Origin of the sequence: Actinomadura formosensis (assembly GCF_050948385.1) — a bacterium.
Taxonomy (GTDB): domain Bacteria; phylum Actinomycetota; class Actinomycetes; order Streptosporangiales; family Streptosporangiaceae; genus Spirillospora; species Spirillospora formosensis.
Map to the genome: position 1 here is coordinate 6,912,445 of NZ_CP192011.1, position 21,148 is coordinate 6,933,592.

Consider the following 21,148-nt stretch of genomic DNA (forward strand, 5'->3'; position numbering starts at 1 on the left):
CGGTCACCAGAGCGTGCTGCGAAGAATTCGGACGAAGTACCTCCAGTCGAACCTATCTGACCTGTGCTTTCAGTCAAGCACGCTGCCATCGGCACCCGAGGGACACTGCTCATTCGGGGTTCCGAGGCGCCCCGTGGATCGCCGTCCGGCAACCTCGATGACCTTGCCGGAATATCGTCGGTAACGACATTCTGGGTGAGATATTCCCCCTCTTTTACCTTTCCCGCTCACCGGTCCACGTGTCAGCGTTTCCGCCCGGCAGGGCTGGACACATTCTGGCCGTGGAGAAGGTTCGGCTCCGCGGCCCCGCCCGCGCCGAAGGCTTGGCGGAGGTCCGCCGGTCCCCGGAGTGGAGGCGGGCTTCGGCCGGCCGGACCTGATCGACCCAACGGGGGGAACCATGCTGATCAGCAACGTGTACCGGCCGACGGTCTTCGGCTGCCAGGCGGACGAGCATCTGGCCGAGGTGGCGCGGCGGATGGTGGACCAGGACGTCGGCGCCCTCGCGGTGCTCGACGGTGAGCGGGTCACCGGGATCATCACCGAACGCGACCTGGTCAGGGCGCTGGCCGCGGCGACCGAACCGGCCGCCCAGCAGGCGGCGGCGTACGCCTCGGCGCAGATCAGGACCGCCGCGCTGGACGAGGACTCGCGCGAGGTCACCCGCCGGATGCTGGAGGAGGGCATCCGGCACCTGCCGGTGGCCGACCACGGACGCCTGGTCGGCATGGTGTCGATGCGCGATCTGCTCGCCCTGGAGACATGGGCGCTCTGAGCGGCGGGCGGGCGCGGATGCCGAGAAGTCCACGCCGGCGCTGACGGCGACGCAGGGGCGGCCATGAAGATCGTCGAAGAGACCCCGTACCGCTTCCGGATCGAACGGGAAGGGGCCATGCGGGTACCGGGCGTGGTGTTCGCCTCCCGCGCCCTACTGCCCGATATCGCCACCGACGAGGCCCTGACACAGGTGGCCAATGTCGCGACGCTGCCCGGCATCGTCACCGCCTCGTACGCGATGCCCGACATCCACTGGGGATACGCGTTCCCCATCGGCGGCGTGGCGGCCACCGATGTCGCGGACGGCGGGGTCGTCTCTCCCGGCGGGGTGGGTTTCGACATCTCCTGCGGGGTCCGGCTGCTGGCCGCCGACCTGGATCGCGACACCCTCGCGCCAAAGCTGGGCACGCTCATGGACCGGCTCGGCCACACCATTCCCCGCGGCCTTCGGCGCGGCGCCGTCTGGCCGCTCGCCGGCCGGTCGCAGCTTGAACAGGTCCTGGCCGGCGGCTCGGCGTATGCGGTCGAACACGGCCATGGCACCGCCCGTGACCTGGACCGCTGCGAGGATCGGGGCGCGGTGGCGGACGCCGACGCGGCCGGTGTCAGCGCCCGTGCCGAGCAGCGCGGGCTTGAGCAGCTGGGCAGCCTCGGGGCGGGCAACCACTTCCTGGAAGTGCAGGTGGTCGACCAGATCTACGACGAGGGCGTGGCCCGGGTCTTCGGGATCGGCGCCGGGCGGATCTGCGTGATGATCCACTGCGGTTCGCGCGGGCTCGGCCACCAGATCTGCACCGACCACGTGCACGTCATGCAGGCCGCCATGGACCGCTACGGGATCGACGTCCCCGACCCGCAACTGGCCTGTGCCCCCGTCGAGTCCCCGGAGGGCCGCCGGTACCTGGGCGCGATGGCGGCCGCGGCCAACTACGGGCGGGCCAACCGGCAGTTGCTCGGCCAGGCCACCCGGCGCGCCTTCGCCGAGATCTACGGGGCCGATCTGGAGCTGGTGTACGACGTGTCCCACAACCTCGCCAAGATCGAAACCCACCGGGTGGACGGCGTGCCACGCCGGTTGTGCGTGCACCGCAAGGGCGCCACCCGGGCCTTCCCGCCCGGGCACCCGGACCTGCCGCCGGACCTCGCCGGGACCGGCCAGCCGGTGTTCATCCCCGGCACCATGGGCACCGCCTCCTATGTGCTCGCCGGCGTCCCGGGCAACCCGGCGTTCGACTCCACCTGCCACGGCGCGGGCCGTACCCAGAGCCGGCACCAGGCGGCCCGCACCGTGCGCGGCCGGGAACTGCGCGACCGGCTGGAGGCCGCGGGCATCGCGGTGCGGGGCGCGTCCTGGCGCGGCCTCGCCGAAGAGGCCCCCACGGCCTACAAGGACATCGACGCCGTCGCCGAAGTCGCCGAAGGGGCCGGGCTGTGCCGCAAGATCGCCCGCCTCGTCCCGCTCGGCGTCGTCAAGGGCTGACCGGCCGCGGCATTCAGCGGGACGCCCGGCGCACCTGCCCGCGTCATGGCCGAAGGTCCCACCCTCCGGTGCCGTTCGTCCGCTGGTCTCCCGGGCCGGGGCGGCCGAGGCTGGCATCAGGCATGGGGCTCGATTCTCGAGACCATCGGGAAGGGCACGCGCCGCAGGGTTCAGGAACCGCCCTGGCCGGCAAGGCGTCATCCGTCATCCCCGTCCCCCCGTTGGCGGTCATCCGCACCGCGTCCGGCCAGGGCCCGCACAGACGGAGGGAATGTCTTGACTTCCTCCACCCGCCTAAAGGCGGGGGATTCCACGGGTCGCCCCGTGGGTTTCCTGCTTCGTCGCCGTCTGCCCGCTCGGCTTGCGCCGTTTGGGTCTTACGTCGGCTCCACAGGCTGCTACCGCCAGCCCGGCGGCCAGAATGTTCTTCGCTGCGTTGACGTCGCGGTCGTGTCGGGCGCCGCACCCGCACTCCCATTCCCTCACGCTGAGGGGCATCGCCTCGGTGATGGCCCCGCACTCCGAGCACGTCTTGGAGGATGGGAACCACCGGTCGATCACGACGAGTTCGCGGCCGTACCAGTCGGCCTTGTACTCCAGCATGGTCCGCAGGTCCCGCCACGCCGCGTCACTGATGGCGCGAGCGAGGGAGTGGTTGGCGACCATGCCCGCGACGTTGAGGTCCTCGATCACGACCACTTGGTTCTCGTGGACGAGCCGAGTCGAAAGCTTGTGCAGGAAGTCTCGCCTGCGGTCGGCGATGCGGGCGTGGATCCGCGCGACGCGCGTCTTGGCCTTCTCGCGGTTCTTCGAGCTCTTGGCCTTGCGGGCCAGGTCCTTCTGCGCGCGGGCGAGGCGCTCGCGGTCGCGGCGTTCGTGGCGGGGGTTGGTGACCTTTTCCCCGGTCGACAGGGTCACCAGCGACGTGACCCCGGCGTCGATGCCCACGGCCTGGTCGACGGGGTCCAGGCGGGTGATGGCGTCCTCGCACAGCAGGGACACGAACCACCGCCCCGCCGCGTCCCGGCTGACGGTGACCGTGGACGGCACGGCATGCTCGGGCAGCGGCCGGGACCACACGATCGCCAGCGGCTCGGACATCTTCGCCAGCGTCAGGCGCCCGTCACTCCACTTGAACGCGCTGCGGGTGTACTCCGCAGACTGCCGGGACTTCTTCCGCGACTTGAAACGCGGGTAGGCGGCGCGTTTGGCGAAGAAGTTCGTGAACGCCGTCTGCAGGTGCCGCAGCGCCTGCTGCAACGGCACGCTCGATACCTCGCCCAGGAACGCCAGATCCGGGGTGCGTTTCCAGGCGGTGAGCATCGCGGAGGTCTCCACATAGGAGACGCGGCGCTGCTCGGTGTACCAGGCGCGGGTGCGTTCCTCCAGCGCCCGGTTGTAGACCAGGCGCGCGCAGCCGAACGTGCGGGCAAGCTCTTCCGCCTGCTCGTCCGTGGGATGGAAGCGGTACCGGAAAGCCCGCTTCACCTGCCGTGCCATGCCTCACATCCTATCGGTTTCCAAGTGAACGAAGGGAGGGAGCGGCGTTTCCTCCCCTGCCTGAAGGCAGGGGTATCCACGCCGCGAACCTGATGAAGCGATCGACGACCCGGGCCGCCCCCGAGGTGGCCGTGGAGCACCGGGGAGCGGTGCCGGACGGCTCCGCCGACTACGCGCGTTCCAAGGTGACCGCGGTGTTCGGGCACGCGCCGGAGCCGGTGCTGTTCGCCCGCGTGAGACTGACCATGGCGGCCGATCCGGCGGTGGCCCGCCCGGCGCTCGCACAGGCCAACCTGGACGTCAACGGCCGCCTGGTGCGGGCGCAGGTGGCGGCGGAGACCATGCCCGAGGCGATCGACCGGCTCCATGACCGGCTGCTGCACCGGCTCCGCCGCATCAGCCGGCACTGGGAGGCCCGCCGGGGCGCCCAGCCCCTGCCCGGCCCGCACGAGTGGCGGCACGACGCCGAGCCGGCCCAGCGCCCGGACTACTATCCGCGTCCGGTCGAGGAGCGGGAGCTGATCCGGCACAAGTCGTTCACCCTGGCCTCCGAGTCCCCCGACGAGGCGGCCTTCGACATGGAGTCGCTGGACTACGGGTTCCTGCTGTTCACCGATGTGGAGACCGGGCAGGACAGCGTCATCTACCACCGCGGCGAGGGCTACCGGCTCGCCCAGGTCACCCCGCGGGAGGACCGGCATGACCCGGTGGCCGTTCCGCTGACGATCAGCCCCCATCCCCCGCCGCGGCTGAGCGTGCCCGCGGCAATCCAGCGGCTGGAGAGCATCGGGCTGCCGTGGGTGTTCTTCCTCGACGACGGCACCGCGCGAGGCAACGTGCTCTACCACCGCTACGACGGCCACTACGGCCTGATCACCCCGGCATAGCCCCGAGGGAGGCGACGATGCCGAAGTTGCACGGGCGCTCACGTGGTCCACGTGCGGTGACCGCCGCAGGGACCAACGGCCCTACACATCCGTGCCGGAACGTGCGGACTGTGGGTGAAAGGCCACAGGCCACGCGCAACGACAGGAGGTGATGTCGGTGAGCATCACCGACCGGATCGCCACGCTGTTCAAGGCCAAGACGCACGCGACGCTGGACCGCATCGAGGACCCGCGTGAACTCCTGGACTACTCCTACGACAAGCAAGTGGAGATGCTGCAGGCGGTCAAGCGCGCGCTGGTGGACGTCGCCACCGGACGCGCCGGGGTCGAACGCAGGGCCGCCGGGCTGCGGCGCTCGGCCGACAGGCTCTCGCAGCAGGCCGAGCAGGCGATGTCCGCCGGCGACGAGGACCTCGCCCGCCAGGCGCTCACCCGCCGGACGGCCGTCCTCGCCCACGCCGGCGAACTCCAGGAAAGGCAGGACGAGTTGAGCGAGGAGGAGAGGAAGCTCGCCGACGCGACGAAGCGGCTGCAGGCCAAGGTGGAGACGTTCGGCACCCGCAAGGAGGCCATCAAGGCCCAGTACACGGCCGCCGCCGCGGAAACCTACATCAACGAGACGTTCACCGGTGTCTCGGAGGACATGAGCGACGCGGGCCTGGCCGCCCTGCACGCCCAGGACAAGACCGCGCGCTTGCAGGCCCGCGTCAGCGCACTGGACGACCTGCTCGCCTCCGGCGCGCTCGCCGACGCCACCCAGCCCGCCGGCGACGAGGAGATCCAGGCCCGGCTGCAGGAGATCACCACGGCCGCCGCCGTGGACAGGGAACTCGCCGAACTCAAGGAACGGCTCAAGACCACCGGCACCGGACCCGAACCTCCCTCACCGGACACCCCGCAGGACGCACCGTAGGCCGCACGTGTTCGGGTCTCGTCCCGGCCGGCCGGGGATGTCAGCGGTTCGCCCGCAGGAAGTCGATCAGCCGGTCCACCGGCCAGGTGTTGATGACCTCGTCCGCCGTGAGCCAGCCGCGCTGCGCGGTACCGACCCCATAGCGCGTGCAGGCCAGGTGCGGGACGGCGTGGGCGTCGCTGTCGATGGCGAACCTGACGCCGTGCCGCCGGGCCCGGCGCACGTGCCCGGCGGACAGGTCGAGGCGGTCGGGGAGCGAGTCGATCTCCAGGGCGGTGCCGGTGCACGCGCACGCGGCGAACACCGCGTCCCAGTCGGCGTCGACCGGCGGCCGCCGGCCGATCAGCCGTGCGCTGGGATGGCCCAGGATGGTGACGAAGTGGTTCTCGCAGGCGCGGATCAGCCGCCGGGTCATCGCCGCGGCCGGCTGGTCGAAGTGGGAGTGGATCGAGGCGACGCACACATCGAACCCGGCCAGGAAGCCGGCGGGCCAGTCGACGCCGCCGTCGGGGTCGATGTTGAGTTCGGTGCCGTGCAGGACCCGCATGCCGTTGTGGCGGCCGTCGAGCTCGCGGACCTGCTCGCGCTGGGCCAGCATCTTCTCGTCGGTCATCCGCTGCATGGCCAGGCCGGGCGCGTGGTCGGTGACGGCGTAGTAGGAGTACCCGCGGGCCGCGGCCGCGGCGACCATGTCCGGCAGGCTCGCCAGCCCGTCGGACAGGTCGGTGTGGGTGTGCAGGTCCCCGCGGAGGTCGGCCTCGGCCACCAGGACGGGCAGCTCGCCGCGCAGCGCCGCCTCGATCTCCCCGGTGTCCTCGCGCAGCGGCGGCGGGATCCACGGCAGCCCGAGCCGGGCGTACACCTCGTCCTCCGCCGCGGACACGATCTTGGTGCCGGTCGCGACGTCGAACAGGCCGTACTCCGACAGTTTGAGCCCGGCGTGGACGGCGATCTCGCGGGTGCGGATGTTGTGCGCCTTGGACCCGGTGAAATATTGCAGGGCCGCGCCCCAGTCCTCCGGCGGCACCACCCGCAGGTCCACCTGCAGTCCCGCACCGGTGCGGATCGAGGTCTTGGTGTCCCCGGCCGCGATGACCTGCTCGGCCAGCGGCAGCCCGGTGAAGGCCGCCATCAGGGCCGCCGGGCGGCCGGACGCGGCCAGCACGTCGACGTCCCCCACCGTCTCCCTCATCCGCCGCAGCGACCCGGCGAACGCGCAGCGTGCACAGCCGGGGACCGCCGCCAGGTCGGCCACGACGGACTCGGCGAGCTCCAGCGCCGTCCCGAGCGGGACGCGCCGGCCCGCCTTGTGCAGGATCTCGATCCCGTGCCGCAGGTTCTCCTCGGTCCTGGCGCCGAAACCGGGCAGGCCGTGCAGGTGGCCGGCCTCGATGGCCTCGGACAGCGCCTCGACCGAGTCGATGCCGCGTTCGTGGTAGAGCACCATCGCCTTCTTCGGGCCGAGCGTGGGCACCAGCGTCAACTGCCGGACGCCCACCGGGATCCGGGCCCGCAGTTCCTCCAGCGCATGGATGCTCCCGGTGGACAGATACTCCTCGATCTTCGCCGCGATCGATTTGCCCACGTTCGGGATGCCGCGCAGCCCGGCGGCGTCCAGCCCGGCCAGGTCCGCCGGGTGACCGGCCACCGACCGGGCCGCCTTCTCGTACACCCGCACCTTGAACGCGTCCCCGCCGGTGATCGCCAGCAGATCGGCGTACTCCTCCAGCAGGGCCCCCACCTCGTCGTTGACGCGCATGACGCACCAGTACCCCGTGAGCGGGGAAGGTCCCTGGTACAGGCCGGCACGGGTGACGCCGGTGGCCGGTCGGTACCGCACACGGAATCCGGTCGCACGACCGCGGGACAGGGTGATGTGGATGGCTGTTCTCCCCCGTGAGATCCGCAAGCGCGACGGCACGCTCGTCGCGTTCGACCCCGAGCAGATCCGGCGGGCGATCGACCGGGCCGCCGCCGAGGCCGGGGTCCGGGACCCGGGCGTGATCGGTAAGGCCGCGCGCCGGGTGGTCGACCGGGTCGCCGCGCGCTTCGACGGGCGGGCGCCGACGGTCGAGCAGGTGCAGGACGCCGTCGAGGACACCCTGATGACGGCCGGGCTCGCCGACGTCGCCCGCGCCTACCTGCTCTACCGCAGCCGCCGCGCGGAGCTGCGGGACTCCAAGCGCATGCTCGGCGTGCGCGATGAGCTCAAGCTCACCCTGGCGGCCACGGTCGTGCTCAGGGAGCGTTATCTGCGCCGGGACGAGACCGGCGCCGTCGTCGAGTCCACCGGCGAGATGATGGACCGGGTCGCCGGTCACGTGGCGCGCGCGGAGGAGGAGTTCCCTCCCGGCGCCTCCGCGCACTGGGCCGGGGAGTTCGGCCGGGCCATGCGGGCGCTGGAGTTCCTGCCCAACTCGCCGACCCTGGTGAACGCGGGGACCGAGCTGGGCCTGCTGTCGGGGTGCTTCGTGCTCCCGGTGGAGGACTCCCTTGACTCGATCTTCACGGCGGTCAAGGACGCGGTGCTCATCCAGCAGGGCGGGGGCGGCACCGGATTCGCCTTCTCGCATCTGCGTCCGGCCGGCGACCCGGTGCGCTCCACGCACGGCGTCGCGAGCGGCCCGGTGCCGTTCATGCGCGTCTTCGACGTCGCCACGCAGGTCGTCCGCCAGGGCGGGCGCCGCCGCGGGGCGAACATGGCGGTGCTCGACTGCGCGCATCCCGACATCCGCGCGTTCGCGGCGGCCAAGGCCCACTCCGAGCACTTCGAGAACTTCAACCTGTCGGTGGCGGCGCCCGACGCGTTCCTGCACGCCGTCCAGGACCGGGCGTCCTGGCCGCTGGTGAACCCCCGCACCGGGGAGACGGCCGGGGAGGTGGACGCGGCCGAGCTGTTCGACCTCATCGCCGCGCAGGCGTGGCGCACCGGCGACCCCGGCCTGCTGTTCACCGATCGCATCAACCGCGCCAACCCCGTGCCCTCGCTCGGGCGGATCGAGGCGGCCAACCCCTGCGGAGAGGTGCCGCTGCTGCCGTACGAATCGTGCAATCTCGGCTCGCTGAACCTGCCGCGCTTCGTCAGCGGCGGCACGGTGGACTGGCCGCGGCTGACCGGCGCGGTGAGGCTGGCGGTCCGGTTCCTGGACGACGTCATCGAGGTGAACCGGTTCCCCTTCGGCGAACTGGAGGAGGCGGCGCGCCGCACCCGCAAGATCGGGCTGGGTTTCATGGGGCTGGCCGAGCTGCTGGCCATGCTCGGGGTGCCCTACGGCTCGGCGGAGGCGGTCCGCCTGGCCGGCCGCATCGCCCACCGGATCGCCGCCGCGGCCCGCGAGGCGTCGGCCGAGCTCGCCGCAGAACGCGGCCCGTTCCCCTGCTTCGGCCAGAGCGTCCACGCCGGCGGGCCGCCACTGCGCAACGCGCAGCTGACCGCGGTGGCGCCGACCGGGACGATCTCCCTCATCGCCGGCACCACCTCGGGGATCGAGCCGATGTTCGCCCTCGCCTACGTCCGCAACGTGCTGGGCCGGCACCTCATCGAGGTCGATCCGCTGTTCGAGCGGACGGCCCGCGACCGCGGATTCTGGTCCGAGCACCTCATGGCCGACATCGCCGCCACCGGCAGCCTCCCCGACCACCCGTCGGTGCCCGCCGACGTGCGGCACGCCTTCGTCACCGCCGCCCAGGTACCGCCCGAGGCGCACCTGGCGATGCAGGCCGCCGTCCAGCGGCACATCGACGCGGGCGTGTCGAAGACGGTGAACCTTCCGGCGTCCGCCACGGTCGACGAGGTGAAACGCATCTACCTTGAGGCATGGCGCGCCGGCGTCAAGGGCATCACCGTCTACCGGTACGGCAGCAAGCCCGGCCAGGTGCTCACCTACCTCGCGGAACCGCCGCGGCAGGCGCCGGTCCAGGTCGACGGCGCGTACGCGGGCGGCTGCGCCCACCATGTGTGCGAGTACTGAGGGGCCCCGGGGGCCCGGACCGTCCCCGAGATCTACGAACTCAGGGACCTTCGTCTCTGCCCCGGGCACCGGCGGGTGACGCAGCCTGCCAGAAAGGTGACAACCTCCCGCCGGGCGCACACGCCGGCGAGGAGAACTCACAGGGGGGACCTCATGACCACTGCCCGAGACATCATGCACTCCGGTGCCACCTGCATCGGCGAGAACGACACCCTCGCCTCCGCGGCGCAGCGGATGCGCGACCTGGACGTCGGCGCACTGCCGATCTGCGGGGAGGACGACCGGCTGCACGGCATCCTCACCGACCGCGACATCGTGATCAAGTGCGTGGCCGAGGGCGCTGACCCGCAGTCCACCACCGCGGGCGAGTTCGCCCAGGGCAAACCCGTCACCGTGGACGCCGACGCCGAGGTGGACTCGGTGCTGCAGGCGATGGAGGAGCACCAGATCCGCCGGCTTCCGGTCCTGGAGAACCGCCGGCTGGTCGGCATGATCAGCGAGGCCGACCTGGCCCGCAGCCTGCCCGAAGAGACCGTCGGCGAATTCGTCGAGGCGATCTGCGCCCGCTGACCGGCGAGTGCCGCGGTTCCCGGCCGTGCGGCGGGCCGGTCACCGGCCCGCCGCCGCGGGGAGCCGCCTCGCGCGGGCTCGCGCTCCGGTGCGGCGTGACCGCTTGAGCAGCCGGGTGAGAACGTGGCGGGCGTCGGCGCCGACGCCGCGCAGGGTGGCCGAGGCGAGCGAGCGCTGCCACTCCAGCCCGACGTAACCGAGCCCGGCATGGGTGGTGGAGACGCCGCCGCGGTGGCGGGGCGTCCCGTCCTCGTCCAGGGCGCCGAGTCCGGCCAGGTAGCCGGCGTCCGGCCGGTATCCGGTGGCGAGCAGCACCACGTCGGCGTGCTCGCGGACGCCGTCGGCCCAGACGACGTGGTCACCGTCCAGGCGGGTGAACATCGGGCGGCGGTCGGGGTTCCCCGAGGCGACGGCGTCCCGGTAGGTGCCGGTCTCCATGACCGGGGTGCCCTTGCCGCCGGTCAGCAGCGGCCGGGCCCAGCCTGCGGTGTCCAGGCCGGTGCGCCGCAGCCAGATGTGGACGTCGCGGCCCGCGATGCGCTGCGGGGTGAACCGCAGCGGATGCGGGGTGGCCAGCGTGACGTCGGCGACGGCGGCCAGTTCGACCGCGATCTGCACGGCCGAGTTCCCGCCGCCGACGATCACCACCCGCTTCCCGGCGAACGGTTCGGGGCGCCGGTAGCCGGCCGAGTGCAGCACCTCCCCGGCGTCCGCAGACGGCGTCACGGGCCGAGCCCCGGCGGGGTGCGGCGCGGTCAGGCCCCTCGCGAACCCGCGGGGCCGAGAAGCTCGGCGGCCAGGGCCGCGACGCGCTCGCGGATCTCGTCGCGGATGGGGCGGACGGCCTCGACGCCCCGCCCGGCGGGATCGTCCAGCGTCCAGTCCAGGTAGCGCTTGCCGGGGAAGACCGGACAGGTGTCGCCGCAGCCCATGGTGATGACGACAGCGGAGCCCCGGACGGCGTCCGCGGTCAGCACCTTGGGGATTTCGGCGGAGATGTCGATGCCGTCCTCCGCCATCGCCGCCACCACGGCGGGATTGACCGCCTCGGCGGGCTCGGACCCGGCCGAACGCACCTCGACCGCGTCTCCGGCCAGGTGGGTCAGATAGGCGGCGGCCATCTGGGAGCGGCCCGCATTGTGCACGCAGACGAACAGCACGCTCGGCTTGTCGGACACGGCACTTCCTCCGTCCGCGGCTCGGGCTCCGTGTGCGGCTCGGGCCGGCGCAAGGCCGTCCTCCGGCACGGAGATACGGCTGCTAAAATATCAGTCTGTGATGATATCAGTTGATAATGATGGCTTGCGGTTGCTCGGCGACCCGCTGCGGGCCCGTATCGTCGAACTGCTGGCCCGCGAGGCGCTGTGCGTGTGCCACCTGGTCGAGGAGACCGGCGCCCGGCAGACCAACATCTCCAACCACCTGCGGGCCCTGCGCGAGGCCGGGCTGGTCGACTCCGAACCCTGCGGCCGGTTCACCTACTACCGGCTGCGTCCCGAGCCGCTGCGCGCCCTGGCGGCCGAGCTGACCGGACTGGCCGGCGCCGCCGAACAGACCCGCTCCGAGACCCGGAAGAGACCCTGCCCGTGACCACCTCGCACACCGAGCCTCCCGCACCGGCGCACGATGCGGAACGCGGCCTCGTCGCCCGGCTGTCCGTCCTCGACCGCTTCCTGCCGGCGTGGATCCTCGCGGCGATGGCCGCCGGGCTGCTGCTGGGCCGCGCGATTCCCGGCCTGGACGACGTGCTGGCCAAGGTCGAGATCAGCGGTGTCTCCCTGCCGATCGGGCTCGGGCTGCTGGTCATGATGTATCCGGTGCTGGCCAAGGTGCGCTATGACCGGCTCGACACCGTCACCGGCGACCGCCGCTTGATGATCTCCTCGATAGTGCTCAACTGGCTGGTCGGCCCCGCGGTGATGTTCGCACTGGCCTGGACGTTCCTGCCCGACCTGCCCGAGTACCGCACGGGTCTGATCATCGTCGGGCTCGCCCGCTGCATCGCCATGGTCATCATCTGGAACGACCTGGCCCGCGGCGACCGCGAGGCCGCCGCCGTCCTGGTCGCCCTCAACTCGCTCTTCCAGGTCGTCGCGTTCGGCGCACTGGGCTGGTTCTACCTGCGCGTGCTGCCCGGATGGCTGGGCCTGGCCACCGACGACCTGCACTTCTCCACCGGCAAGATCGTGGTCAACGTGCTGGTCTTCCTCGGCATCCCGCTGCTGGCCGGATACCTCTCCCGCCGCATCGGCGAGAAGACCCGCGGCCGCGACTGGTACGAGACCCGCTTCCTGCCCCGCATCGGCCCGCTCGCCCTGTACGGGCTGCTGTTCACCATCGTCATCCTGTTCGCGCTGCAGGGCGACACCATCACGTCCCGGCCCGGTGACGTCGCCCGCATCGCCCTGCCGCTGCTGGCCTACTTCGCGCTGATGTGGGGTGGCTCCTACGCCCTCGGACGCGCCGTCCGGCTGCCCTACCCGCGCACCGCGACGCTCGCCTTCACCGCCGCCGGCAACAACTTCGAACTGGCCATCGCCGTCACCATCGCCACCTTCGGCGTCACCTCCGGGCAGGCCCTGGCCGGTGTCGTCGGCCCTCTCATCGAGGTCCCGGTCCTGGTCGCCCTGGTGTACGTCTCGCTGTGGCTGCGCAACCGCACCGAACGGACGGCCTGACCCGGCGGGACACCGCCGGCCGTCAGCGGTGCGGGGAGCGGGTGATGGCCAGCAGGGCGGGGCCCGAGCCGCGGGGGCCGCAGCCGGGCTTGCCGTTCCTGCCGAGCGCGCAGCCGCCGCAGCCGGTGGCAGGGCAGGCGGCGGTGAGGTCGTCGGTGGTCAGCAGGCCCTTGCGGGTCCAGTAGGCGACCATGGACTCGGCCTCGTCGCGGGTCACGCCGACGCGGCGGGCTATCTCCTCCAGGCTGACCGGTTCGTGCGCGGCGGTGATCTCTTCGAGGAGTCGTCGCAGGGGGCTCACCAGAACAGCCTCCCCAGCTGGAACACCGCGACCGCCAGGAGCCAGGCCACGGTGAGCTGCATGCCGATGCCGAAGAGGGTCAGCCGTCCGCCCATCTCGGCCCATTGGGCGGCGACGGTGGCCATGCACGGCGTGTAGGCGAGGAGGAACACGAGGAACGCCAGCACGGCCGGGAGCGGATGCCCGCCCGACGTCCGGTCGAAGGTGGCGCGCAGGGCCGGGGCGAGTTCGCCGTCTCCGGCGCTCTCGCTCATGCTGTAGGTCTGCGCCGTGGTCGAGACGACGGCCTCCTTGGCGACGAAGCCGGTGAGCAGGGCCGCGGAGTTGTGCCAGTCGCCGAAGCCCGCCGGGGCGAAGGCCGGTGCCGCGGTCCGGGCCGCCACGCCGTAGACGCTGTGCTCGACGGGGGTGTCGCCGAACGTGCCCTGGCCGACCGGGATCGACGACAGCAGCCAGACCAGGGTGACGGTCGCGACGATCACGCCGCCGGCCGTGCGGAGGAACGCGCGGAGCTTCACCCAGGTCTGCGTGCCGATCAGCCGGAGCGTGGGCAGCCGGTACGGGGGCAGGTCCAGCACCAGCGGCTCGCCGGCCATGCCGCGGAACAGGGTGCGGCGCAGCAGCAGGCCGATGCCGATCACCAGCGCGATCGACAGGACGTACATGGCGAACACCACGGTGCCGGCGGCGTCGCCGAAGAACACGCTCGCCACCAGCACGTACACGGTGAGGCGGGCGCTGCAGGTGACGAACGGGACGAGCAGGCCGGTCAGCAGGCGGTGCCTGCGGTCGGCGAGGATGCGGGTGCCCGCCACGGCCGGGACGTTGCAGCCGAACCCGACGATCAGCGGCAGGAAGGCGCGGCCGGGCAGCCCGATGAGCCGCATCAGCCGGTCCACGACGAAGGCGGCGCGGGCGAGGTAGCCGGAGTCCTCCAGGACCGCGAGCAGCACGAACATGATGGCCATCAGCGGCACGAAACCGAGCAGCTGGCCGACCCCGGCGATGATCCCGTCGACCACCAGGCCCCGCACCGGGGCGCCGGCGCCGATCGCGGTCAGCGCGCCGCCGGCCGCGCCCGCCACCGGACCGTCGATCAGCGCCTGCAGCGCGGCCGTGAGGGGCGCGGCGGCCTTCGTGGTGAGGACGAACACGCCCCACATGACGGCGAGGAAGATCGGGGCACCGGACCAGCGGGAGGTGAGCACCCGGTCCACCCGGTCCGACCAGGTGGTCCGCGTGTCGCCGCGGCGGGTCACGACGTCCGCGATGACCTTGTGCACCCACGCGTAGCGCTGCTCGGCGACCAAGACCTCCGGGTCGCCGAGGTCGTCGCCGTCCACGAGGGCGGCGCCGAGGTCGCGGGCCAGGGCGGCGGTCCCGTCCGGGACGCCCGGGACGGCCTCGCCGGTGATCAGCGCGATGGAGAGCCAGCGTGCCGGAAACCGTGCGGTGGACGCGGCGGGCAGTTCGGCGGCCAGCGCGGCCAGGGCCGGTTCGACGTGGTCGCCGAGGGGCGGGACGGCCGGCGGACGCGGGTTCGCGAGGGCCTCGGCGACGGCGCGGTCCAGCGCGTCCAGCCCCTCGCCACGGCGCGGCACCATGGGGACGACGGGCGCGCCGACCAGCGCCGACAGCCGGCCGGCATCGACCCGCACGCCGCGGGCGCGGGCGACGTCGACCATGGTGAGGGCCACGACGAGCGGCACGCCGGTCTCCATGACCTGGGCGAGGAGATACAGGTTCCGGGCGAGGTTGGCGGCGTCGACGGCGATGACGACGGCGTCCGGGCGGCCGTCCATGCCGTGGTCCACGAGCACGTCGCGGGTGAGCGCCTCGTCGGGTGAGCCCGGCAGGAGGCTGTAGGTCCCCGGCAGGTCGATCAGGGTGACGTCGCCGCCGGACGCCCGCCAGGTGCCCCGCGCGACGCTCACCGTCTTGCCCGGCCAGTTCCCGACGCTCTGCCGGGCGCCGGTGAGCGTGTTGAAGAGCGTGGACTTGCCCACGTTCGGGTTGCCGGCGAGCGCCACCCGGGGAGCGCGTTCGTCCACCGTGCCGGTGTGCTCGTCGCAGCAGGACTTGGCGAGCAGCGTCTTCGCGGGCCGGACGTCAGTCATGGGACGGCTCGACGAGGAGCGTGGCCGCCGTCCCGGCGTCCACGGCCACCCGCGCGTCGCCGAGGGCCAGGATGAGCCCGCCGTTCACGCCCCTGGCGATCACCGAGACGTCCGCGCCGGGCACGAAGCCCAGTTCGACGAGCCGGCGGCGATGCCTGCGGTCACCGGTGACCCGGCTCAGCCGCATGGCCGCGCCCGTGGTCGCTTCGCGTGGCGTCACCGTGTCCTCGATCCACTCGACCTTCAGTGAGGTAAGGATTACCTAAGGAAGGGGTGGATATCCACGGACTGCGAGTTAAGTCACAGCTTCTATTGTAAAAAAGGACCTTGGTCCCGGCGTGGCGGGCCGGAAGTCCCGCGGCCCGGTCAGGCCGCGATGGCGACGGCCACGAGGAGCAGCACCGACGACGCCACCTCGACGAATCCGATCTGCTTCGCCGAGTAGCGGCGGCGGCGCAGCACGACGGCCCTGGCCAGGTACCAGGCGAAGGGGACGGCGTACACCGGGCTCAGCCAGGCGGCCAGGACGGCGGCGCCCGCGTGGAACCCGGTCGAGACCGCGAACAGCTTCGTGTTGTCCCGCTCGCGGATGCACGTCTTGACGAACAGGACCGTCCCGGCGAAGTACAGGAACGTCACCACGGCCACCTCGCCGGTGCTCCAGGGCGACTCCCCGGCGACCACCGCGACCACGGGCAGGATGAGCGTGGCGGCGGCGACCGACACCAGCCCGTTCAGCAGCGCCCGGTCGTCGCGGCGGGCCGCGAACAGGCCGTTGACCAGGAGCGCCACCGCGAAGACCGGCGCGAAGGCCAGCAGTTGCGGGCGCGCGAGCAGCACCGTCGCCCCGGCGGCCAGTGCCGTCCCCCCGTAGGCGAGGACCTGGGGACGGAACTTGCCGAGGCGGCGGGTCTTGACCGCGAGCAGCGCGTAGTACGACAGCAGGTAGCCGGCGATCCACGCGACGAGCAGCGGCAGGTCGGGCCAGGAGAAGCCGAAGGCGAGCAGCCCCGCCAGGTACGGGACGAGCAGCATCGCCCACGCGCCGTGCTGCGGCGGGATCCAGCGGCGCCTACGGCGGGACGGCGCTTTGCGCGAGGCGGCTCCGCGCGAGGGCGCCCGATGCCGGGACGTCCCGGGCGTGGACGTCCCGCCTGCGGACGGGCTGTGCGAGGGTGCGCGGCGGCGCGCGTCCGGCGCCGGCGACCCGGTGTTTCTCGCCATCGGTCCCACCTCCGAGGCGGTGCGCCGCCGGACAGGACGTACCGGCCCGCAGCCACCCCAAAGCAGTTAATACAGCCGTGCTATGTAAAAACTACTTCACGGTGAGTCCGGCCGGCGAACCGGCCCCGACCGAAAGGCGCCGACCTCTAGCTTCCCGAACCAAGTTCTAGTATCCAGGTAGCACCAACGGCTCCAGTGCGTCCATCGGGAGGCAGCAGTGCAGACACGAGCGGCGATTCTGTGGGAACCCCACACCGACTGGAGCATCGAGGACATCGAACTCGACGATCCCAAGGCCGGCGAGGTCAAGATCAAGCTCGCGGCCTCCGGGCTGTGCCACTCCGACGAGCACCTGGTCACCGGGGACATGGTGCTCGACCCCGAGATCGCCAAGCTCATGGGCTGGGAGCAGTTCCCGGTCGTCGGCGGGCACGAGGGCGCGGGCGAGGTGGTCGCGGTCGGTCCCGGCGTGACCACGCTGCAGGAGGGCGACCACGTCGTCCTGTCGTTCATCCCGGCGTGCGGCCGCTGCCCCTCGTGCGCCATGGGCCGCCAGCACGTCTGCGACCTCGGCGCGGTGCTGCTGGCCGGACGGCAGATCGGCGACATGACCGCCCGGCACCACTCCAAGAGCGGCAAGGACCTCGGCATCATGTGCTGCACCGGCACGTTCTCGCCGTACACCGTGGTCAACGAGGCGTCCGCCATCAAGATCGACGACTGGATCCCGCTGGACAAGGCCGCGCTCGTCGGCTGCGGCGTCACCACCGGCTGGGGCTCGGCCGTCAACGCCGCCGATGTCCGGCCCGGCGAGACCGTCGTGGTGATCGGCCTCGGCGGCATCGGCATGAACGCGGTGCAGGGCGCCGCCATGGCCGGCGCCCGCCACGTCTTCGCCGTCGACCCGGTCGGCTGGAAGCGGGAGAAGGCCGGCGTGTTCGGCGCGACCCACACCGCCGCGTCCATCGAGGAGGCCGCGGCCCAGGTCGGCGAACTCACCTGGGGCGCCAACGCCGACAAGGTCATCCTCACCACCGGCGTGGCGACCGGCGACCTCATCGGCCCCATGATGGGCATGGTCGCCAAGGGCGGCCGCGGCGTCGTCACGGCGGTCGCGCCGATCGTCCAGGAGGACGTGAAGCTGAACCTGTTCGACCTGGCGATGCAGCGCAAGGAACTGGTCGGCTGCATCTTCGGCAACGCCAACCCGCGCCGCGACATCCCGCGCCTGCTGCGCCTCTACGACGAGGGCAGGCTCAAGCTGGACGAGCTGGTCACCACCACCTACACCCTCGACGAGGTCAACAAGGGCTACCAGGACATGCGGGACGGCAAGAACATCCGCGGCATGATCAAGTACTGACGCGACCCGCCCCGGCCCGCCCCGGGCGGCGCGGGCCGGACGGTCCGACCGGCCATGCCCGCCGGATCGATCACGGTGCGCTGCGCTCACCGGGTTCCCGGAGACGACCGGCTTCCAGGTGCAGGATCTGGTCGACGGTCCCCGGCGGCGGGGGTGCGTGGGTGATGAGCAGGATGCCCGCCCCGGACGTGTCGCCGAGGACGTCGGTGAGGAGCTCGCGGGCGGTCGCGGGGTCGAGGTGGGCGGTGGGTTCGTCCAGGATCACGAGCCGCGCGCCGGACAGGAAGGCGCGGGCCAGCGCGATCCGCTGACGCTGGCCGCCGGAGACGCGGGCGCCGTGCTCGCCCACGTGGGTGTCCAGACCGCCGGGGAGGCCGGCGATCCAGTCCCAGACGCGGGCCCGGCGCAGCGCGTCGACGATCTCGGGTTCGGTGGCGTCCGGCCTGGCGAGGGCCACGTTGGCGCGGATCGTGGTGGCGAACAGGTGGGCGTGCTGGTCGACCAGGCAGATCGCGCGCCGGACGTCGTCCTGCGCGTAGTCGCGCAGATCATGGCCGTCGAGGGTGATGCCGCCCTCGTCGGGATCGCGGAACCGGACCAGCAGGTGCGCCAGGGTGCTCTTGCCGCCGCCGCTCGGGCCGAGCAGCGCGACCCGGCGGCCGGGACGCAGATCGAGGTCGATCCCGTCCAGGACCCAGGGTGCGTCCGGGGCGTAGCGGGCGCGCAGGCCGCGGACCCGGAGCAGGTCGCCGCGCGGCGCGGGCAGCGGGCGGGGCGGGTCGGCGGCGGGCGCCGGGTGGGCGGTGAGCGCGCCGAGGCGGGCGGCGGCGCCGTGCGCGGTGAGCAGGTCGCGGGCCGCCTCCGGCAGCGGCCGGACGGCCTCGAACGCCGCCGTGGCGGCCAGCGCGAGGGCGGCGAGCAGGACACCGGGCAGCGCGTCCCGGTGGACGGCGTGCAGCCCCGCGACCAGGACGGCGAGGGTCGTGGCGGCGGTGAGGAGGGTGACCGACGCCGAGGTGAACCCGGCGGTGCGGGCGTCGCGGCGCGCGATCCGGGCCAGCGCGGCGTCGGCGGCGGCGATCCGGCCGAGCCGGTCCGCCACCTCGCCGAAGGCGATCAGGTCGGGCGCACCGTGCAGGAGTTCGACGGTCTCGGCGGCCCGCGCCGCGCGGGCCGCGGTCCGCCGGGACGCGGCGGCGCGGGTGAGCGCGACGGCCGCGGCGGGCAGCACGAGCGCGGCCGGCAGCAGGCCCAGCGCCAGCCAGAGCCCGGCGGCGGGCAGCAGCCACGCGGTGGCGGCGACCGACCCGGCGGCCACGGTGAGCGCGACGAGCGGCGGGGCCAGCCCGCGCAGGTACAGGTGCTGCACGGCTTCGACGTCGGCGACGAATCCGCTGAGCAGGTCGCCGGAGCGGGCGCCCGGCAGGCCGGCCGGGACGAGCGGCTCCAGCCGGCGGAACCACCGCACCCGCAGCTCCCGCAGCAGCCGCAGGCTCGCGTCGTGGGAGATCAGGCGCTCGGCGTAGCGGAACACGGCCCGCGACAGGCTGAGCGCGCGCACCGCGGTGATCGCCACGGCCAGCGTGACGACCTCCGGGCGGAGCGCGGCGCGGGAGATGAGGTAGCCGGAGGTGCCCATCAGCGCGACGGCCGAGCCGAAGGCGAGCGCGCCGCAGAGCGCGGCCGCGGCGAACCGGTGCGCGACGGGCCGGGCGGCGGCGAGCATCGCCGCCAGCGGGCGCCCGCTCACGTGAGGATTCCCGCGCGGGATCCGGACAGGTCGATCACCTGGTCGGCGCCCGCCGCCAGCCGCGCGTCGTGCGTGGCGACCACCACCGTGCGCCCGCGAAGGGCCAGGACGGCGTCGGTCACGCGCCGGGCGGTGGCGGCGTCGAGGTGGGCGGTGGGCTCGTCCAGCAGCAGGAGCGGCGCCGGGCGGGCCAGCGCCCGCGCCAGCGCGAGGCGGCGCAGTTCCCCGGCGGAGAGCCCGGCGCCCGCCTCGCCCACGGTGCGGTGCAGCAGCGCCCCGGCGCCGGCCAGTTCGGCGGCGGCCACCGGGCTCAGCCCGCCGGGCTCGGCCGGGGTGATGGCCGCCAGCACCGGGCCGGGCCGCAGCCGCGGACGCTGCGGCAGCCAGGCGACCAGCCGCCGCCACTCGTCCGGGTCGACCGCGGCGAGGTCCGTCCCGGCCACGGTGATGAGCCCCGACGACGGCTCGATGAAGCGCATGAGCAGCGCCAGCAGGGTGCTCTTGCCGGCGCCGCTGCCCCCGACGAGCGCCGTCCGCTCCCCCGGGCGGATCTCCAGCGACATCCCGGCCAGCACGGGCGGGCCGCCGTATCCGGCGGTGACGTCCGCCATCCGGACGACCCCGAACCCGGCCGGGCGCGGGCGCGCCGGCGGCGGCACGGCGGGAGGCAGCGCGAGCAGCGCGGACAGCCGCCGCGACGCGGTCAGCCCGTCCGCACCGGCGTGGAACTCGGCCGCGAGCCCGCGCAGCGGCCCGTACAGTTCCGGCGCGAGGACGAGGATCGCGAGGCCCGCCCGCAGCCCCAGGTCGCCGGTCGTCAGCCGGAGGCCGATGCCGACCGCGACCAGCGCCGTGCCGAGGGTGGCGGCGAGTTCCAGGACGAACGCCGACAGGAACGCGACCCGCAGGACCCGCATCGTCTCCCGCCGGTAGCGGTCGGTGGTCGCGGCGACGGCCGCCGCCTGGGCGCGGCCCCGGCGGTGGGCGCGCAGGGTCGTCAGCCCGTTCACCACGTCCAGGAAGTGCCCGCTCATCTGGGCGAGGGCCCGCCACCGCTCCCGGGTCCTCGCCTTGGTCGACCGGCCGATCAGCGCCCCGAACAGCGGGATGAGCGGCAGCGTCACCGCCATGATCACCGCCGACGGGACGTCCCGGAACGCGACCCACGCGAGGATCGCGGGCGGCGCCAGCGCGGCGGTCGTCAACTGCGGCAGGAACCGGGCGATGTAGGTCTCCAGCGCCTCCACGCCGTCCGTGGTGACGGTCACCGCCTCGCCGGACGGCACGCTGCCGGGACGCGCCCGCACCAGCCGGTCCAGTACCCGTCCGCGCAGTTCGCCGACCATCCGGGACGCCGCCGTGCGGGCACCGGTCTCCCGCGTCCAGCCGATCGCGGCCCGCGCCGCGCCGGCCCCCGCGAAGCACAGCAGCGCCGGCAGGACGTCCCGCACGTCGCGGTACCCGAGGAAACCGGAGACGACGATGTGCGCGAACAGCGCGGCCTGGGCGATGGTGAGCGCCGCCGAGCAGGCGGCGAGCGCGCCCGCCGCCGCCAGGAACCGGCGGATGCCGGGGACGTCCCGCGGCAGCAGGCGATCGAGCGCGCGCATCGGCGGC

At 73.1% G+C, this 21,148-nt stretch carries 19 protein-coding genes; 9 read left to right on the forward strand and 10 right to left on the reverse strand.

Translation table 11 applies throughout. The features are described from left to right. Positions 1–400: 400 nt before the first annotated feature. Together ACQP1N_RS32415 and ACQP1N_RS32420 are read left to right on the forward strand one after the other, a co-directional pair. Positions 401–775, forward strand: coding sequence for a CBS domain-containing protein (locus ACQP1N_RS32415; protein ID WP_433228059.1), 375 nt, complete (start codon positions 401–403; stop codon positions 773–775). A gap of 63 nt (positions 776–838) precedes the next feature. Continuing rightward, positions 839–2,257, forward strand: coding sequence for an RtcB family protein (locus ACQP1N_RS32420; protein WP_433228061.1), 1,419 nt, complete (start codon positions 839–841; stop codon positions 2,255–2,257). A 294-nt stretch (positions 2,258–2,551) separates the two neighbouring features. Here the strand turns inward: ACQP1N_RS32420 and ACQP1N_RS32425 are convergent, their stop codons facing one another. Then, positions 2,552–3,757: an RNA-guided endonuclease InsQ/TnpB family protein gene (locus ACQP1N_RS32425; RefSeq protein ID WP_433228063.1), complete on the reverse strand. Its 1,206-nt coding sequence runs from the start codon at positions 3,755–3,757 to the stop codon at positions 2,552–2,554. A gap of 92 nt (positions 3,758–3,849) precedes the next feature. Between ACQP1N_RS32425 and ACQP1N_RS32430 the strand changes: the two genes are divergently transcribed. Together ACQP1N_RS32430 and ACQP1N_RS32435 are read left to right on the forward strand one after the other, a co-directional pair. Next, positions 3,850–4,644: a ribosome hibernation promotion factor gene (locus ACQP1N_RS32430; protein WP_433228064.1), complete on the forward strand. Its 795-nt coding sequence runs from the start codon at positions 3,850–3,852 to the stop codon at positions 4,642–4,644. A 157-nt stretch (positions 4,645–4,801) separates the two neighbouring features. Further along, positions 4,802–5,557 (forward strand): PspA/IM30 family protein, encoded by a 756-nt coding sequence (locus tag ACQP1N_RS32435; RefSeq protein ID WP_433228065.1) that lies wholly within the window; start codon positions 4,802–4,804, stop codon positions 5,555–5,557. Between the two features lie 40 nt (positions 5,558–5,597). On the opposite strand, the gene polX is transcribed toward ACQP1N_RS32435, so the two are convergent. Then, complete coding sequence (gene polX, locus ACQP1N_RS32440; protein ID WP_433228066.1) at positions 5,598–7,316, reverse strand: DNA polymerase/3'-5' exonuclease PolX; 1,719 nt, start codon at positions 7,314–7,316, stop codon at positions 5,598–5,600. 121 nt (positions 7,317–7,437) lie between these two features. On the opposite strand from polX, the gene ACQP1N_RS32445 reads away from it, so the two are divergent. Next, positions 7,438–9,528, forward strand: coding sequence for an adenosylcobalamin-dependent ribonucleoside-diphosphate reductase (locus ACQP1N_RS32445; protein ID WP_433228068.1), 2,091 nt, complete (start codon positions 7,438–7,440; stop codon positions 9,526–9,528). 153 nt (positions 9,529–9,681) lie between these two features. Then, on the forward strand, positions 9,682–10,098 hold the full coding sequence (locus ACQP1N_RS32450) for a CBS domain-containing protein (RefSeq protein WP_067801294.1): 417 nt from the start codon (positions 9,682–9,684) through the stop codon (positions 10,096–10,098). Positions 10,099–10,137: 39 nt separating this feature from the next. Here the strand turns inward: ACQP1N_RS32450 and ACQP1N_RS32455 are convergent, their stop codons facing one another. Together ACQP1N_RS32455 and ACQP1N_RS32460 are read right to left on the reverse strand one after the other, a co-directional pair. Further along, positions 10,138–10,824 carry an NAD(P)-binding domain-containing protein gene (locus ACQP1N_RS32455; RefSeq protein ID WP_433228070.1) on the reverse strand — a complete coding sequence of 229 codons (687 nt, stop codon included), beginning with the start codon at positions 10,822–10,824 and terminating at the stop codon, positions 10,138–10,140. Positions 10,825–10,853: 29 nt separating this feature from the next. After that, positions 10,854–11,219 (reverse strand): heat-shock protein HtpX, encoded by a 366-nt coding sequence (locus tag ACQP1N_RS32460; RefSeq protein ID WP_242608912.1) that lies wholly within the window; start codon positions 11,217–11,219, stop codon positions 10,854–10,856. A 181-nt stretch (positions 11,220–11,400) separates the two neighbouring features. Here ACQP1N_RS32460 and ACQP1N_RS32465 point away from each other — a divergent pair, with 181 nt between their 5' ends. Next, on the forward strand, positions 11,401–11,688 hold the full coding sequence (locus ACQP1N_RS32465; protein WP_433228072.1) for an ArsR/SmtB family transcription factor: 288 nt from the start codon (positions 11,401–11,403) through the stop codon (positions 11,686–11,688). Positions 11,689–11,795: 107 nt separating this feature from the next. After that, the gene (gene arsB, locus ACQP1N_RS32470) at positions 11,796–12,776 is read left to right on the forward strand and encodes an ACR3 family arsenite efflux transporter (protein ID WP_242608913.1); all 981 of its coding nucleotides are present in this window, start codon (positions 11,796–11,798) and stop codon (positions 12,774–12,776) included. Positions 12,777–12,798: 22 nt separating this feature from the next. Here the strand turns inward: arsB and ACQP1N_RS32475 are convergent, their stop codons facing one another. The 4 genes from ACQP1N_RS32475 to ACQP1N_RS32490 all read right to left on the reverse strand — a co-directional run bounded on the left by ACQP1N_RS32475 (position 12,799) and on the right by ACQP1N_RS32490 (position 16,418). Next, a complete protein-coding gene (locus ACQP1N_RS32475) occupies positions 12,799–13,077 on the reverse strand; it encodes a FeoC-like transcriptional regulator (RefSeq protein ID WP_067801308.1) in 279 nt (92 codons plus the stop codon). Further along, positions 13,074–15,194: a ferrous iron transport protein B gene (gene feoB, locus ACQP1N_RS32480; protein WP_433228075.1), complete on the reverse strand. Its 2,121-nt coding sequence runs from the start codon at positions 15,192–15,194 to the stop codon at positions 13,074–13,076. Before feoB ends, ACQP1N_RS32475 begins: the two co-directional genes overlap by 4 nt. After that, positions 15,187–15,414, reverse strand: coding sequence for a FeoA family protein (locus tag ACQP1N_RS32485; RefSeq protein ID WP_067801315.1), 228 nt, complete (start codon positions 15,412–15,414; stop codon positions 15,187–15,189). The genes feoB and ACQP1N_RS32485 overlap by 8 nt, the downstream gene beginning before the upstream one ends. 146 nt (positions 15,415–15,560) lie before the next feature. After that, complete coding sequence (locus ACQP1N_RS32490; protein WP_084263147.1) at positions 15,561–16,418, reverse strand: YwiC-like family protein; 858 nt, start codon at positions 16,416–16,418, stop codon at positions 15,561–15,563. A 217-nt stretch (positions 16,419–16,635) separates the two neighbouring features. Here ACQP1N_RS32490 and ACQP1N_RS32495 point away from each other — a divergent pair, with 217 nt between their 5' ends. Beyond that, positions 16,636–17,781, forward strand: a complete 1,146-nt coding sequence (locus tag ACQP1N_RS32495; protein WP_433228077.1) for an NDMA-dependent alcohol dehydrogenase — start codon at positions 16,636–16,638, stop codon at positions 17,779–17,781. A gap of 70 nt (positions 17,782–17,851) precedes the next feature. On the opposite strand, the gene cydC is transcribed toward ACQP1N_RS32495, so the two are convergent. Both cydC and cydD read right to left on the reverse strand, forming a co-directional pair. Further along, entirely contained in the window at positions 17,852–19,531 is a 1,680-nt protein-coding gene (gene cydC / locus ACQP1N_RS32500) for a thiol reductant ABC exporter subunit CydC (RefSeq protein WP_433228079.1), read from the reverse strand. Continuing rightward, positions 19,528–21,141, reverse strand: a complete 1,614-nt coding sequence (gene cydD / locus ACQP1N_RS32505; RefSeq protein ID WP_433228081.1) for a thiol reductant ABC exporter subunit CydD — start codon at positions 21,139–21,141, stop codon at positions 19,528–19,530. Before cydD ends, cydC begins: the two co-directional genes overlap by 4 nt. Positions 21,142–21,148 lie beyond the last annotated feature (7 nt).